Below are 12,338 nucleotides of genomic sequence, written 5' to 3' on the forward strand. Positions count from 1 at the left end.
CGACGACGGGGTCGTCCACCACTACGGCGGGCCCGGGCGGCCTCACGGCCTAGCCGCGGTGGGAGTAGTGGCCGTGATGCATCTGCCGCTCGCCGTACCAGCCGTGGTACCGGCTCCGGTCGCGAAGCCAGTCACCGAAGCGACGGTCGTGATGACGGCCGCCGTACCAGCCGTGGTGCCGGCCGTGGTGCCAGCCGCGGTCCCCGCGCGGGCCACCGAATCGATCATGGTCGTAGCCGTGGTGGCGGTACCAGCCGCGGTTGCCGTCCAGGTGCCGTTGACCGCCGTGGTCGTGGTCCTCTCCGGCGGTGCGGAGGCGGTCGTCGAGCGCGTGACTTCTCCCCTGCTCGCGGACATGGCCGCCCTCGTCGGCGAGGGCGGGCAGGGCGGCCGCCCCGATGAGAGCGCCCGATGCCACACACGTGGCGATCAGCCGAACGACGTTACGAGTAACAGACATGAAGCTGCCCTTCTGGCGTTCGCGCACGCCCGCCCCGGTGGGAGCCGGTGTGCGTCCGAGATCCCGGCTGGGTGCCGAGGCCGCCACTGTGGCGGCCTTCACCGCCACAGGATCAACCACACCATTCGCGTTACAAAACACCGACATATCCGTAACGCTCCTTTGTAAGGGCCATCGACCTGTACGGGAACGCGCGCCGCGGATCCGCTCCCGCTCACATCGCGCTCCGGCCAGCAGAAAGGCAACCGGCAGCGCGCAAGACCCCGGACCGGCCCATCGCCCCGGCTCCCCCAGTCGGCCCATTCCTGTCCGTAACGGACCGGGGGCCTGCGTTCAGGGGACCCCTGCCCCGCTGATCCGGCCCCCTCCGGCCGGGGCCGCCCGCCCCGGCCGCGCGGGTGAACACCGTTCGCCCATGTCGCGGCCTGACGGCCTGTTGCCGGATCAGATGTCGCCTTCGCCGACACGCACCGTCACCTCCACCGCGGCGCCCCCTCCCCGCCACCCGGGCGGCAGGCAGAAATCGGCCCGGCCCGCGTGGTGCGGGCCGGGCCGATCGTGCTCCCCGTGGGAACGTGTCAGCCCTGGCGGGCCTTGAAGCGCGGATCCTTCTTGTTGAGCACGAAGGTCGCGCCGCGCCGACGGACCACCTGGGCCCCCGGCTTGGACTTCAGGGAGCGCAGGGACTTGCGCACTTTCATGACGGGTCTCCTCCTCTGCTCGGGATCGGCACCGGGACGGCGGTCAGCGGCGGGCCGTCGCCGTGCGGCCGTAGCGGCGCTCGAAACGCTCGACGCGGCCTGCGGCGTCCACGACGCGCGAGGCGCCGGTGTAGAACGGGTGGCCGGCCGACGAGATCTCCACCTCGATCAGCGGGTAGACGTGACCGTCCTCCCACTCCGTCGTCCGCGTCGAGTGCGCGGTCGAACGGATGAGGAACGAGGCGTTCGCGGCGCGGTCCCGGAAAACGACCGGGCGGGAGTCCGGGTGAATGTCGGGCCTCATGGGACGTACCTCCTCGTGGTCCACCGCCCAGAGGGCGGAGGGGTGGTTCAGCGTTCCTCGCGGAACTCGACGTGCCGACCGGCCACGGGGTCGTACTTGCGCAGGACGAGCCGGTCGGGGTCATTGAGACGGTTCTTGCGCGTCACGTAGGTGACGCCGGTCCCGGCCGTCGACCTCAGCCTGACGACGGGACGCGCGCTGGTGCGTGCCATGAGGCCCTCCTTTCGCCCACATCCCGGACGTTTGGCCCGGGCATGTCAGCCGCCCTTTGCAACAACCCGGCCCGCTCACGCATTCCCGCCGCCGACCACCGCCGACCACCGCGTGAACCCACCTTCCCGTCCGTGGACACGTGGACCCCGGGCGGCGGGCGACGGCCCGGCCGGCAGGGTCGGCGGCATCGGGATGCAATCCGACGCAATCCGTGCGCACGGCCGCGGTGTCGCCGCCCCTAGGGTGTACCCGCCGTTTCTGTCCGCCCGGGAGGGAACCGCTGGTGCACAGGACCATGATCATCCGATACGCGGCCGCGTGCGCGGCAGCCCTGTTGTCCTCCGCTGCACTCACCCCGGCAGCCTCCGCCGCCGGCGGCCCAGGGAGGCCGAACCCGGTCGCCGTCCGGCTCGACGCCTACTGGACCCCGGTACGGATGGCGGCCGCCCTGCCCGCCGACACCGGCAAGGGTGCCGAGGCCGGGCCGGCAGCCCCCGCGGTCTCCCCCGCGGTGGACGGTCCCCGGCCGGGCGAATACATCCCGCCCAGCAGGAGCTTCGACGGTATGCCCCAGGCCGGCGCCTTCTTCTGGACCGATGCCACCGGCACCGGGCGCACCTGCAGTGGCTCCGTGGTACGCAGCCCCGGTCACGACCTGGTGCTGGGCGCAGGACACTGCCTGAAGGGCTACGCCGGCACCTCCCCCAGGCGGAACCTGTCCTTCGTGCCGCAGTACCACGACGGGCTCAAACCCTTCGGCGTCTTCCCGGTGCGCACCAACGGCGTCTATGTCTCGCAGCAGTACTACGACCTGGGCGAGCACGCGGGAGCCGAGTACGACTTCGCCTTCGCGGTCACCGAGCCCGACCGGAACGGGACGCCGGTCCAAGACGCGGTCGGCGGGGTCCAGCTGCTGACCGGGACGGGGTACTACCACGCCCCGGTGCGGATGGTCGGGTACCCGGCGGGGGCGGAGAAGCCGCTGGAGTGCTGGAGCCGCACCACCAGGTGGGTCGGCGACGACCCGGCCGACCCGGGTGTGTTCCCGCGCATCGCCTGTGCCGGCTTCGTGGGCGGGACCAGCGGCGGCCCGATGCTCGTGCCGTGGCCGGGCGGCTGGGCGGTGATCGGGGTGATCGGCGGCTACCACACCGGTGGCAACACGCCGCAGGTCTCCTACAGCGCCTACTTCGGCGCCGCCACCCAGGCGCTCTACCGCGCCGCGATCACCGGCGCTCCACCCGCCGGCCCGGCTTGAGGGACGGCGGCAAACGGGCGTATCGGGCGGGTAGGGTAATCCGTAAGAGGGAATGACGGCAGGGCAGTTGGGAGGACGGGCGCGGTGAAGCGGCGCAGCAGGCGGGGCCGGTTCCACGGAACGCTGGCGAGTGCAGTCGTGGCGGCCCTGACGGTCGGCGGCTGCGGCGCGGGGGGCGGAAGCGGACCCGGAGCGTCCCACGCATCGCCGCAGCCCGCCCCCACCGACGGCAGCGCGAGCACCGCGCCGCGCTCCGCCGCGGACGCCTGGCACAAGTGGGGGCTGACACCGCTGCCCGCGGCCCCCGAGCCTCCCGCCGACAAGCCCGTGAAACTCTCCGCCACCGGAACGGTCCCGGTCTTCACGCACATACCGACCTCGCAGAAGGTCGTCTTCATCACCGTCGACGACGGGCAGGAGAAGGACCCCCGGTTCATACAGATGATGCGGGACCTGAAGGTGCCGATCACGATGTTCCTGATGAACGACGCCATAAAGGGGGACTACGCGTACTTCGAGCCGCTGCAGGCGATGGGTGACCACATCCAGAACCACACCCTGCACCACCCGGTGATGAGCACCCTCCCGCAGGCCCGCCAGAAGGAAGAGGTCTGCGGCGACCAGAAGATACTCACCCGGCGGTACGGCACCGCGCCCCTGCTGTTCCGACCGCCCTACGGCGCCTACAACCTCAGCACCCGGATCGCGGTGGGTGAGTGCGGGCCGCGGGCGATCGTCTGGTGGCGTGAGTCGATGCAGATCCACAACATGCAGTACCAGGAGCCGGACCGGAGGCTGCGCCCCGGGGACATCATCCTCGCCCACTTCCGCGGTCCCAAGGAACTCAAGGGCGCCACCATGACGGAGATGTTCCGCAATCTCCTCAAGCGCATCCAGGAGCAGGGATTCGCCGTGGCGCGTCTGGAGGACTACATCCAGCCACCGGCCGCCCACTGAGTGACGCCGCGTCAGGACACAGTGGGTGCCTCGTCCTTCGCCGCACTCACCCGCGCCCGCTGTCCGTGACGGCAGCGGAGGGGCCGATCGCCCAGTCCTGCCCGTGCGATCGCGGCGAGAAGGTCCGCGAGCGACGAGCGCATCACCGTGTGGTCGCCGTAGTGGACGAGCAGGAGCAGGCGGGGCTGGAGGCGCCGGGCCGGTTCGGCTCCCTGCGCGCCGTCCATGGTCACCAGGAAGCCGCCCGGCAGAAGGTGCCACCCAGGTGCAGCACGGCGAGATCGGCGGACGGGAAGCTGACCGCCCCGTCCGACGGAATCGCGGAACGGTTCCGTCTCTCGTCTCGCTGCCTGTAGTGCTCCCCTGCCTCTCGCCGGTCCGTCCCGGGTACCCCGCCCGGCGTCCGGCAACGCGCCGTGTTGCCACCGGGCCCGGTGGAAGGCAGGGGCGGTGATCAGACCTGCGGGGTGGTGATCAGGCCTACCGGGGGCGGCGTCCGGTGATGTCGACGACCGGGTCGTCCAGCAGGGCGATCCGGGCGGTGATGCGCTTGCCGACCGGTTCTCGTCGCGCCTCGAACCCCTGCACGACGGCCATCACGATCTCCAAGCCGTGCTGGCCCACCCGGCCGGGGTCGGCCGCCCGGGCCACCGGAAGCACCGGATCGCTGTCCCAGACCTCCACCTCCACCGCCCCGTCGGCGATCCGCACCTCCAGCAGCACCGGACCGGGCGCGTACTTGCGGGCATTGGTGACCAGCTCGCTGACCACCAGTTGCGTCAGGTCCACCGTCCGCTCCGGCACGGGCACCCCGTGGACGGCCTCCACCCGGGCGAGGAAGTCCGCCGCCAGATGACGGGCCTCCGCGATGCACGCGCCATCGCCCTCCAAGGCGGCCGTGATGTGCACATACTCACGCTCTGGTGCTATCCGGTCCTCCCCGAGGACATCTGGTTCCATCCGAATCACCTTCGCTACCCCGTTCACACGCCCGCGTGTACCCACTCCCGCGCCGTGCAGACCTGCGGCATCCATCCAAGTGGCGAGGCTCTGTGAGCATCCCCCGCACCATCTTGGGGCACCATCTCCGGGGAAGCAGTGGCGTGGAGATCACCGACGTTGTCGAGGGACGTGTGACAGACACCGACGAACTGGCAGAACCCAACCGCCTGTCGATCACCAGCGCTCTGGTCGACGGCGTCACCGTCGTCACGGTGAAGGGCGAGATCGACCATCACACCGTCGGCGCTCTCCGCCAGGCCCTGACGCCTTCCTCCCGGTCCGCGGCGCCGCGGACCGTCGCGGACTTCAGCGGTGTGACCTTCCTGGACTCCGGCGGCATCACCGCCCTCATCGCCGCCCAGCAGGTCCACGGCGATCGCGGCTGGCTGCGGCTGGTCGGCGTTCAGCAGCCCGTCCTGCGCGTTCTCCAGCTGGTCGGTCTGGACTCCCTCCTCGACCTCCACCCCACCGTCCGCGCCGCCTTGGACGCCTGACAGGCACCGCACCCGGGCGGCGCCGCGCCGCAGCGGCCGTCGCCGCCCACCGGAGCGCCGTCGCGCGGCCGGGTGCGCGCCCCTTCGGGCCTCAGCTCCCGCATGCCCGGCGGGCGCCGGGTCGGGGCTCGTCACAGGCATCACCTCGCCGCGCCCGATCGGCACGAGCAGGCCGGCGTCCCAGCGACACCGAGCTGATCCGAAAGACAGGTCCTAGGGTGGCGGAAGGAGGGGGCGAAGGCGCAAGGGGTGACGCGGGCCCTGCCGGAGCCGATGCTGCTCTGTGCGACCCGAACCGGCGGCCGACGGGCGAGCCGGGACGTCATCGACAGCTTGGAGGGCGAAATGGACTGGCGGATGTTCGCGCAGCAGATGGCCTCCATGGCGCGCGACCTGCTCGCCCAGGACTCGGTCGATGCCACCCTGGAGCGGATCACCGCCTCGGCCGTCGAGCTGGTGCCGGGATGCGACGCAGCCGGAATCCTTCTCCTGCACGGCAGACGGGTGCAGTCGCTGGCGCCCACGGAGGACATGGTCATCCACAGCGACCGGCTCCAGGAAAGCCTCGGGGAAGGCCCCTGCTTCGACGCCGCCCGCACTCGCGACGGGGAGAGGGTGTTCCGCATCGCCGACCTCACCCAGGAGCACGCGCGCTGGCCCGTCTACGCGCCGCGGGCGGCCGAGCTGGGAGTGGGCAGCCTCATGGGTTTCCTGCTGTTCACCGAGGACGAGGACCTCGGAGCGCTGGACATCTACTCCCGCCGGCCGGGCGTGTTCACCGAGGCCGGCGAGACCGCGGGATGGCTGCTGGCCTCGCACGCCGCGGTCGCCTTCTCCAGCGCACGCACCCACGCGCAGCTGGAGCAGGCCATCGCCACGCGCCACACGATCGGCGAAGCCATGGGCATCCTCATGGGCAGCCATCACCTCACCGAGGACCAGGCGTTCGACGTGCTTCGCCGCTACTCCCAGGCGAAGAACATCAAGGTGCGCGAGGTCGCCCGGCTGGTCTGTGAGAAGGGCGCTCTTGCCTGACCGGCCGCGACGGCCGCCCCAGCGCGTTCATGCGATTCCCATCCGTCTCCCATCCGGGCATCACACGGAGACCCGACCCTCAGGCACATGTGGGGCGAGCGGGGGTACGAGAGGGCAGACGACAGGGCCCTGGGGAAGCGAGACGAGCGCATGACGATGCAGAGAGCGCGACACGCGGTGGCAGGGGACGCAGTGGACGCGCCCGGTATCGGAGACCGGCGCTGACTCTCGGGTGCGTCGTGGCGTGCCTCCTGGCATGCACCGGCGGCGCCGCGGCCGCCGGCAGGATCTTCGGCCTGAGCGCCGCGAGCGCCAAGGCCGCGGGCGCCGAAGGAGCCAAGGGGACCGCGGCCTCATCGCGGAACTCCGGCGGCGGCAGCCACCGGCCGCCGTCCCCCGCCGGACGGAAGGCGACCGCCTCACCGGCCCGCGCCGCCGCCCCACAGCCGTCGGCACACGCCGCCGCGTCCGCTGCGCGACCGGCGGCTCCCCCCGGCGTCTCACGGACGGTCCCGGCGTCCCAACTCCCCCCACAGCTCGGGGCGTTGTTCGACAGAAGCCCGAACGGCCCGCACCACTGCACGGCGAGCGTGGTGAACAGCCCCGGCGAGGACCTGATCGTGACCGCCGCGCACTGCCTCGGGTCCACGTCGGACGTCTTCGTTCTGGCGTACCACGACGGTGTCGCCCCCTACGGCGTGTGGCATCTGCAACGCATCGTCGTCGACGCGCGGTGGGCCGACGACTCCAGCCCGGACGACGATGTGGCGTTCGCCGTGGTCGCACCGCTCGACGGGCGGACCCTCCAGTCGGTGGTCGGCGGCGGCTACAGCCTCGGCATCGGCCAGGGCACGGGCGGCCGTGTCACCGTCACCGGCTATCCGGAGACGGCACAGGACCCGGTGAAGTGCACCAACCGCATCTCCTCGTTCAGCAGCACCCAGAACGAGATCTACTGCACCGGCATGACCGGCGGCACCAGCGGCAGCCCGTGGGTCACCGGTGACGGCCCGGGCACGGTCGTGGGAGTCATCGGGGGCTACGAGCAGGGCGGTGACACCGCCGACGTCTCCTACAGCGTCGTCTTCGGCCGGAGCGTCCAGAACCTGTACCGGGAGGCGACGGCCGGCGGCAGCTGAACGAGGGCGCGATCGGCGCCCCGTCCGCCGTGGTCGAGGCTGCGCCGGTTCCGGGGGCACGAGGTGGAATGAACACGACCACCACGGGTAGCGACCCCGGGGAAAGGTGCGGGGTGGCGTGGTCCTGGGGAGGTCACACGCCGCCCCCCATTCTCAGCGCGGGCTCCACCTGCGCTCTGCACCGTGCGCCTCGTGGTTGAGCCTCCCCGGTGTCACGTCCCGCCGTCCGCTCGGTCCAGCTCGGCCAGCCGTCGCACGGCGGGTGCCACGAAGGTCTCCATCCACGGGGAGACGGCGCCCGTACGCGGCGCGAGGATCACCGTGTCGATGCCGAGCCCGGCGTAGCCGGAGATGTCGCTGATGAAGGCGTCCACGTCGCCCTCGGTGGCCGGAGCTCCCGAGTACGTCACGGTCCTGCGGAGGGTGCCGTAGTCGCGGCCGGTGTCGTCGCAGTGACGGCGCAGCACGTCCAGCTTGTGCGCGACCTCCTCCGGCGTCGTGGCGAACAGGTTGCAGGCGTCCGCGTAGCGGGCGACGAGTCGCAGCGTCTTCTTCTCGCCCCCGCCGCCGATGAGGATCTCCGGGCGGGGGGAGCTCAGCGGCGCAGGCACGCACAGCGTCTCGGACAGCTGGTAGTACCGGCCCTCGAAGGGGCCGTTGTTCTCCGGATCCCACATCTGCAGGCAGATCCGCAGCGCTTCCTCGAGCCGCTCGAAGCGTTCCGCCACCGGCGGGTACGGCACGCCCAGGCCGTGGTGCTCGCGGTCGTACCAGGCGGCCCCGATGCCGAGCGTGGCCCTGCCGCCGGACAGCACGTCAAGGGTCGTGACGATCTTGGCCAGGAGTCCGGGACGGCGGTACGTCACACCCGTGACCAGTGCGCCGAGCCGCACCATGGAGGTCCGGGCGGCCAGGTATCCGAGGGTGGTGTACGCCTCCAGCATGGGCGCCTCGGCTCCGCCGTTGAACTCCATCTGGAAGTAGTGGTCCATGACCGACAGTCGGCTCACGCCGGCCGCCTCCGCCGCGGCGCCTACGGCGGCCAGCTCGTCGCGCAGCGCGCCGCCGCCCTCGGGGTGGTCGAACCGGTTGATGTGCACGCCCACGTGCATGTCCGTCTCCGTTCACAGTCACCCGAAGCGTCATCGACCCTGGCGACACTAGATATTCGAGCGTTCTCGAAGTCAAGGCCATCGGGCGTGTCGGTGGGCCGTACGCGGGCACCTGCGGTGACTTCGCGGCGCGCCCGGTCGAAGGCGTCCGTCGCCCGGCCCAGACGGGCGGCGGCGAAGGCATGGCGCTGGTCCCTCATGAGTCCCGCTGCCTGCTCTCTGACGGTCTTCAGCATGACGACCCCGCCCTGACGCCGGACTGCGACATGCTCACGGTCGCGGGCAGCGATCTGCGCATCATGGTCTGCACGGCCGAGCCGGGAACCGAGGACGCCGAGCGCCTCGCGCTGCTCACCGTGCTGGGCACGCAGACACCGGCCGGGTAGCGGTCCCGGGCGGCACGGTCCTCTCCCGGCCAGGACGCTGCCTCATCTGAGGATGTTCACCGCCCGTGCCACCACCAGCGCCACGGTGAGCAACGAGATCGACGCCTGCAACGCCATCAGCAGCTTCGCCCAGCGGGACAGGGGCATGGTGTCGGTGGGGCTGAAGGCGGTCGCGTTGGTGAAGGACACATAGAGGTAGTCGGCGAACGCCGGTTCCCAGTCCGCCGGCGCCAACTCGCCGCTCTGCATCTGGGGGAAGAGGAAGTCCGGGTAGTCGTGGTGGCCCGCGGCGCGGGCCGCCGGCCCGCCCCTGTCCCACTCCCAGTACCACAGAGCGAAGACGATGACGTTGGTCAGCCAGATGCCCGCCCCCGTCATCAGCAGCGCCCCGGCGTCACTGCCCTCCGTGCCGCGCACCAGTCCCTTGATCAGCAGCGCCGCCGACCAGCCGTTGGCGACGCTGACGAGGGCGGCCAGGGTCAGCCCGCCCGCGCGCAGCAGCGATGCCGCCCGCGGCGTACTCATCCGGAAGGCGCACAGCAGCACGGCCAGCAACAGCAGCTCCAGCGTGGGCAGGAGCCATTCCGGCCGGAAGGCCAGCCGCCCGGGAAGCAGAAGCTGAAGGGCGACCGCGGCGAGCACCGCCGCGCTGACGGCCCAGCGCGACTCGTCGCGGGTGGGCCGGCGCCATGCCGGAGCCTGGCGGCCCTCGGTGAGCAGTTCCTCCAGCCGGGCGAGCCGCTCGTGCGGGGTCCGGGACTCTTCGTTCACGCACCCAGTGTGACGTCACGGCGTCGAGCCCCGTCAGGGGCACCCGCCACCCGCCGGCACAGGACCCTCGGCGGAGCTGCGCGTCCTGGGCGCGCTGCCCTGTCTGCGGCGCTCGCCGCCCGCACGAGCGGACGAGCCGGTTGCCGTCCGCCGGCCATCCTGCGGCAGGATGGGACCATGAGCGTAAACCTGTCAAGGAAGGCACATAACTGCCCGATGCAAGCCACGCGACCCGCTTTGACCCAGACTCCCCGGGTGTCCATTTCGCGGAAATGCGCGTAACCATGAGGGCCGGGTCCGCTCGGCGCGCTCGCCTAGAGATTGGCCTACCCCCCGGTACCCAGACATGCGAAAGGCCGTCCACCACAGCGGGCAGACGGCCTCTCAAATCGCGCCGGATCACTCCTCACTCCGTGTCGGCAAGCACCCGGTACAGCGTCGCGCGGGACACCCCAAGAGCCTTGGCAATGGCCGTGACGCTCTCTCCCTTGGCCTTGCGTGCCTTGGCCGCAGCGAGCTTGTCAGCGTCCATGACAGTGGGCCGTCCGCCGGTCCGACCCTGAGCCTTGGCAGCGTCCAGCCCGGCACGGGTCCGCTCCACGATCATGTCTCGCTCCAGCTCCGCAAAGGCAACCATCATCGTGAAGAAGAACTTGCCCTCACCCTTCGGGGAGTAGCTTCCCGCCAGCGTGCCGGTCAGAATCCGCAGCGCAATCCCCCGAGCGTGCAGGTCCTCGGCGATCGTGAGCATGTCCTTCGTGGAACGGCCCAACCGGTCCAGCTTCCACACGGTGAGGGTGTCGCCCTCCCGCATGTAGTCGAGAGCAGCGAGCAGCCCGGCACGGTCGGCATTCTTGCCGGACGCCTTGTCCTCGAAGATGCGGGCGCACCCTGCCTCAGCGAGAGCGTCCGCCTGAAGCTGCGCATCCTGCGCGTTGGTGCTGACTCGCTGGTAGCCGATCAAGGTTCCGGTGTTCTGCGTCGTCGTCATACCGAGACCGTCTCACAACCCGTCTCAAAACATCAAGCCTGTCGGACATGTTCTGAGACGGGTTTTGAACGCCCGAAACACCCTTCGAGCCGCCCCATGGTGCCCGTCTCAATAACCAACGATTGTGAGACGCTCGCAGAAGGTCACGCACAGCAACGCGGGTCACGCGCCGGCCTGAACCTCCGGCAGTGCCACGCCGCGCCAACCCTCGTATCCCGAGAGCTTCCGGCGCGCGCCAAAGCGCTTGTCCATGGCGGCGAACAAGGCGCGCTTGCCGGCCACTGCGCCCAGAGTGCGAGCCAACACCGGTTCAGCCGTCGCGGACGCTTCCCAGACGGCAGAGGTGCGCACGTGCACGCTGTGCGGCTGGACCCTCAGGCGCTTGACCCGCGCGACAGGATCACGCATCGGAGCCCGGAACGCCTCGAACTGTGAAGCCAACGCCTGTCGGATGTAGGACACTGCGCGCACATGGTCCAGATTAGGGGTCCAGTCGGAGCCCCGTTTGACGAGAGGTGTCATGTGCCTAGCGTAGTAAAAATCAATGTGCTGACCGTCCCCGCCGAGCAGCGGGAGACGCTGGAGAAGCGCTTCGCCTCCCGAGCCCACGCCGTGGAGAGTTCCGACGGGTTCGAGTGGTTCGAACTCCTCAGGCCGGTCGACGGTACCGACAACTACCTCGTCTACACGCGGTGGCGGGACGAGGAGTCCTTCCAGGCCTGGATGGAGGGCCCCATGAAGGCAGCCCACCAGGGCGGTGACGCGACCGGGGGTGAACGCCCCAGGCCGGCGGCGAGCGGATCCACCCTGTGGTCCTTCGAGGTCGTGCAGCAGGCAGCGCCCAAGAGCGCGTAGACCGGGCCGTCAGGGGCCTCCCGTCCCACACACCGGCTCCGTGCCCGGGACGGCTTCGGACCGGGGAGCCGGTGGACAGCGGTCCCGGCCGGCGGCACACGTCGCCCGCCGGGACCGCTTACCTCTCAGGTCATCGACCCGGCGGGGAGCGCCTGCCACGATCGTCGACGTACGGAGCCCGACCGACCGGGGGAAGGACACCATGACCGCCTACGCCATAGCCCACCTGCAGGAAGCCGCCCCGCACCCGGAGATCGCCGAGTACATCGAGCGCATCACCGCCACCTTCGCCCCCTACGGCGGTCGCTTCCTCGTCCACGCCACGCAGCACGAGGTGAAGGAGGGCAGCTGGCCCGGACACGTGGTCGTCATCGGGTTCCCGACCTTCGCCGAGGCCCGGGCCTGGTGGGACTCCCCCGCGTACCAGGACATCGCACCGCTGCGCTCCCGGCACATCGAGGGCGACATCATCCTGGTCGACGGCGTTCCCGACGCCTACGACCCCGCCACCACCGCACGGACGATGCGGGAGGCCGCGCACACCCCTTGACCCGGAGGCACGCCGGGTGGGTGCGACCAGGTCTGCCCACCCCCGGAGGTCGCCCGCTCCTCGACGGCACGAGTGCGGGCCAGGTGTGCCAACGCCGCCCGGGGGCACCC

Annotated in this window: 17 protein-coding genes and 1 pseudogene; 8 read left to right on the top strand and 10 right to left on the bottom strand. The window is 70.9% G+C overall.

Annotated features, from left to right (window positions below):
* Positions 1-49 precede the first annotated feature (49 nt).
* From AC5WS8_RS00605 to rpmG, 4 genes are all read right to left on the bottom strand, one after another.
* Positions 50-562 carry a hypothetical protein gene (locus AC5WS8_RS00605; protein WP_496101236.1) on the bottom strand — a complete coding sequence of 171 codons (513 nt, stop codon included), beginning with the start codon at positions 560-562 and terminating at the stop codon, positions 50-52.
* A 476-nt stretch (positions 563-1,038) separates the two neighbouring features.
* Positions 1,039-1,161, bottom strand: a complete 123-nt coding sequence (gene ykgO / locus AC5WS8_RS00610; protein WP_496101237.1) for a type B 50S ribosomal protein L36 — start codon at positions 1,159-1,161, stop codon at positions 1,039-1,041.
* A gap of 43 nt (positions 1,162-1,204) precedes the next feature.
* Positions 1,205-1,465: a type B 50S ribosomal protein L31 gene (locus tag AC5WS8_RS00615; RefSeq protein ID WP_496101238.1), complete on the bottom strand. Its 261-nt coding sequence runs from the start codon at positions 1,463-1,465 to the stop codon at positions 1,205-1,207.
* A 47-nt stretch (positions 1,466-1,512) separates the two neighbouring features.
* Positions 1,513-1,677, bottom strand: a complete 165-nt coding sequence (rpmG, locus tag AC5WS8_RS00620) for a 50S ribosomal protein L33 (RefSeq protein ID WP_496101239.1) — start codon at positions 1,675-1,677, stop codon at positions 1,513-1,515.
* 296 nt (positions 1,678-1,973) lie between these two features.
* Here rpmG and AC5WS8_RS00625 point away from each other — a divergent pair, with 296 nt between their 5' ends.
* Together AC5WS8_RS00625 and AC5WS8_RS00630 are read left to right on the top strand one after the other, a co-directional pair.
* The gene (locus tag AC5WS8_RS00625; RefSeq protein ID WP_496101240.1) at positions 1,974-2,936 is read left to right on the top strand and encodes a trypsin-like serine peptidase; all 963 of its coding nucleotides are present in this window, start codon (positions 1,974-1,976) and stop codon (positions 2,934-2,936) included.
* Between the two features lie 84 nt (positions 2,937-3,020).
* Positions 3,021-3,893: a polysaccharide deacetylase family protein gene (locus AC5WS8_RS00630; protein ID WP_496101241.1), complete on the top strand. Its 873-nt coding sequence runs from the start codon at positions 3,021-3,023 to the stop codon at positions 3,891-3,893.
* Between the two features lie 11 nt (positions 3,894-3,904).
* On the opposite strand, the gene AC5WS8_RS00635 is transcribed toward AC5WS8_RS00630, so the two are convergent.
* Both AC5WS8_RS00635 and AC5WS8_RS00640 read right to left on the bottom strand, forming a co-directional pair.
* Entirely contained in the window at positions 3,905-4,120 is a 216-nt protein-coding gene (locus AC5WS8_RS00635) for a hypothetical protein (protein WP_496101242.1), read from the bottom strand.
* A 253-nt stretch (positions 4,121-4,373) separates the two neighbouring features.
* A complete protein-coding gene (locus tag AC5WS8_RS00640) occupies positions 4,374-4,853 on the bottom strand; it encodes an ATP-binding protein (protein WP_496101243.1) in 480 nt (159 codons plus the stop codon).
* Between the two features lie 143 nt (positions 4,854-4,996).
* Here AC5WS8_RS00640 and AC5WS8_RS00645 point away from each other — a divergent pair, with 143 nt between their 5' ends.
* The 3 genes from AC5WS8_RS00645 to AC5WS8_RS00655 all read left to right on the top strand — a co-directional run bounded on the left by AC5WS8_RS00645 (position 4,997) and on the right by AC5WS8_RS00655 (position 7,563).
* Entirely contained in the window at positions 4,997-5,389 is a 393-nt protein-coding gene (locus AC5WS8_RS00645; protein ID WP_496101244.1) for an STAS domain-containing protein, read from the top strand.
* A gap of 345 nt (positions 5,390-5,734) precedes the next feature.
* Positions 5,735-6,424 carry a GAF and ANTAR domain-containing protein gene (locus AC5WS8_RS00650; protein ID WP_496101906.1) on the top strand — a complete coding sequence of 230 codons (690 nt, stop codon included), beginning with the start codon at positions 5,735-5,737 and terminating at the stop codon, positions 6,422-6,424.
* Between the two features lie 545 nt (positions 6,425-6,969).
* Positions 6,970-7,563: a trypsin-like serine peptidase gene (locus tag AC5WS8_RS00655; protein ID WP_496101245.1), complete on the top strand. Its 594-nt coding sequence runs from the start codon at positions 6,970-6,972 to the stop codon at positions 7,561-7,563.
* A gap of 212 nt (positions 7,564-7,775) precedes the next feature.
* On the opposite strand, the gene AC5WS8_RS00660 is transcribed toward AC5WS8_RS00655, so the two are convergent.
* Positions 7,776-8,675, bottom strand: coding sequence for an LLM class F420-dependent oxidoreductase (locus AC5WS8_RS00660; protein ID WP_496101246.1), 900 nt, complete (start codon positions 8,673-8,675; stop codon positions 7,776-7,778).
* Positions 8,676-8,923: 248 nt separating this feature from the next.
* Here AC5WS8_RS00660 and AC5WS8_RS00665 point away from each other — a divergent pair.
* Positions 8,924-9,061, top strand: a pseudogene (locus tag AC5WS8_RS00665) (transcriptional regulator); the annotation flags it as partial.
* 42 nt (positions 9,062-9,103) lie between these two features.
* On the opposite strand, the gene AC5WS8_RS00670 reads toward AC5WS8_RS00665, so the two are convergent.
* The 3 genes from AC5WS8_RS00670 to AC5WS8_RS00680 all read right to left on the bottom strand — a co-directional run bounded on the left by AC5WS8_RS00670 (position 9,104) and on the right by AC5WS8_RS00680 (position 11,345).
* On the bottom strand, positions 9,104-9,832 hold the full coding sequence (locus AC5WS8_RS00670) for a hypothetical protein (protein WP_496101247.1): 729 nt from the start codon (positions 9,830-9,832) through the stop codon (positions 9,104-9,106).
* A gap of 406 nt (positions 9,833-10,238) precedes the next feature.
* Positions 10,239-10,823 carry a recombinase family protein gene (locus AC5WS8_RS00675; protein ID WP_496101248.1) on the bottom strand — a complete coding sequence of 195 codons (585 nt, stop codon included), beginning with the start codon at positions 10,821-10,823 and terminating at the stop codon, positions 10,239-10,241.
* Between the two features lie 162 nt (positions 10,824-10,985).
* Positions 10,986-11,345: a hypothetical protein gene (locus tag AC5WS8_RS00680; RefSeq protein WP_496101249.1), complete on the bottom strand. Its 360-nt coding sequence runs from the start codon at positions 11,343-11,345 to the stop codon at positions 10,986-10,988.
* Between AC5WS8_RS00680 and AC5WS8_RS00685 the strand changes: the two genes are divergently transcribed.
* The gene (locus AC5WS8_RS00685) at positions 11,346-11,678 is read left to right on the top strand and encodes an antibiotic biosynthesis monooxygenase family protein (protein WP_496101250.1); all 333 of its coding nucleotides are present in this window, start codon (positions 11,346-11,348) and stop codon (positions 11,676-11,678) included.
* A 202-nt stretch (positions 11,679-11,880) separates the two neighbouring features.
* Complete coding sequence (locus AC5WS8_RS00690; protein WP_496101251.1) at positions 11,881-12,228, top strand: DUF1330 domain-containing protein; 348 nt, start codon at positions 11,881-11,883, stop codon at positions 12,226-12,228.
* The last annotated feature ends 110 nt before the right edge of the window (positions 12,229-12,338 follow it).

The sequence above is a fragment of the Streptomyces sp. PTL18 genome (assembly GCF_059510295.1).

What these genes read in the sequence shown, in the direction of transcription:
- AC5WS8_RS00635 (WP_496101242.1), bottom strand. Translation starts at nt 4,120, where the DNA reads ATGGACGGCGCGCAGGGAGCCGAACCGGCCCGGCGCCTCCAGCCCCGC.
- ykgO (WP_496101237.1), bottom strand. Translation starts at nt 1,161, where the DNA reads ATGAAAGTGCGCAAGTCCCTGCGCTCCCTGAAGTCCAAGCCGGGGGCC.
- AC5WS8_RS00625 (WP_496101240.1), top strand. Translation starts at nt 1,974, where the DNA reads ATGATCATCCGATACGCGGCCGCGTGCGCGGCAGCCCTGTTGTCCTCC.
- AC5WS8_RS00640 (WP_496101243.1), bottom strand. Translation starts at nt 4,853, where the DNA reads ATGGAACCAGATGTCCTCGGGGAGGACCGGATAGCACCAGAGCGTGAG.
- AC5WS8_RS00675 (WP_496101248.1), bottom strand. Translation starts at nt 10,823, where the DNA reads ATGACGACGACGCAGAACACCGGAACCTTGATCGGCTACCAGCGAGTC.
- AC5WS8_RS00690 (WP_496101251.1), top strand. Translation starts at nt 11,881, where the DNA reads ATGACCGCCTACGCCATAGCCCACCTGCAGGAAGCCGCCCCGCACCCG.
- AC5WS8_RS00680 (WP_496101249.1), bottom strand. Translation starts at nt 11,345, where the DNA reads ATGACACCTCTCGTCAAACGGGGCTCCGACTGGACCCCTAATCTGGAC.
- rpmG (WP_496101239.1), bottom strand. Translation starts at nt 1,677, where the DNA reads ATGGCACGCACCAGCGCGCGTCCCGTCGTCAGGCTGAGGTCGACGGCC.
- AC5WS8_RS00660 (WP_496101246.1), bottom strand. Translation starts at nt 8,675, where the DNA reads ATGCACGTGGGCGTGCACATCAACCGGTTCGACCACCCCGAGGGCGGC.
- AC5WS8_RS00650 (WP_496101906.1), top strand. Translation starts at nt 5,735, where the DNA reads ATGGACTGGCGGATGTTCGCGCAGCAGATGGCCTCCATGGCGCGCGAC.
- AC5WS8_RS00615 (WP_496101238.1), bottom strand. Translation starts at nt 1,465, where the DNA reads ATGAGGCCCGACATTCACCCGGACTCCCGCCCGGTCGTTTTCCGGGAC.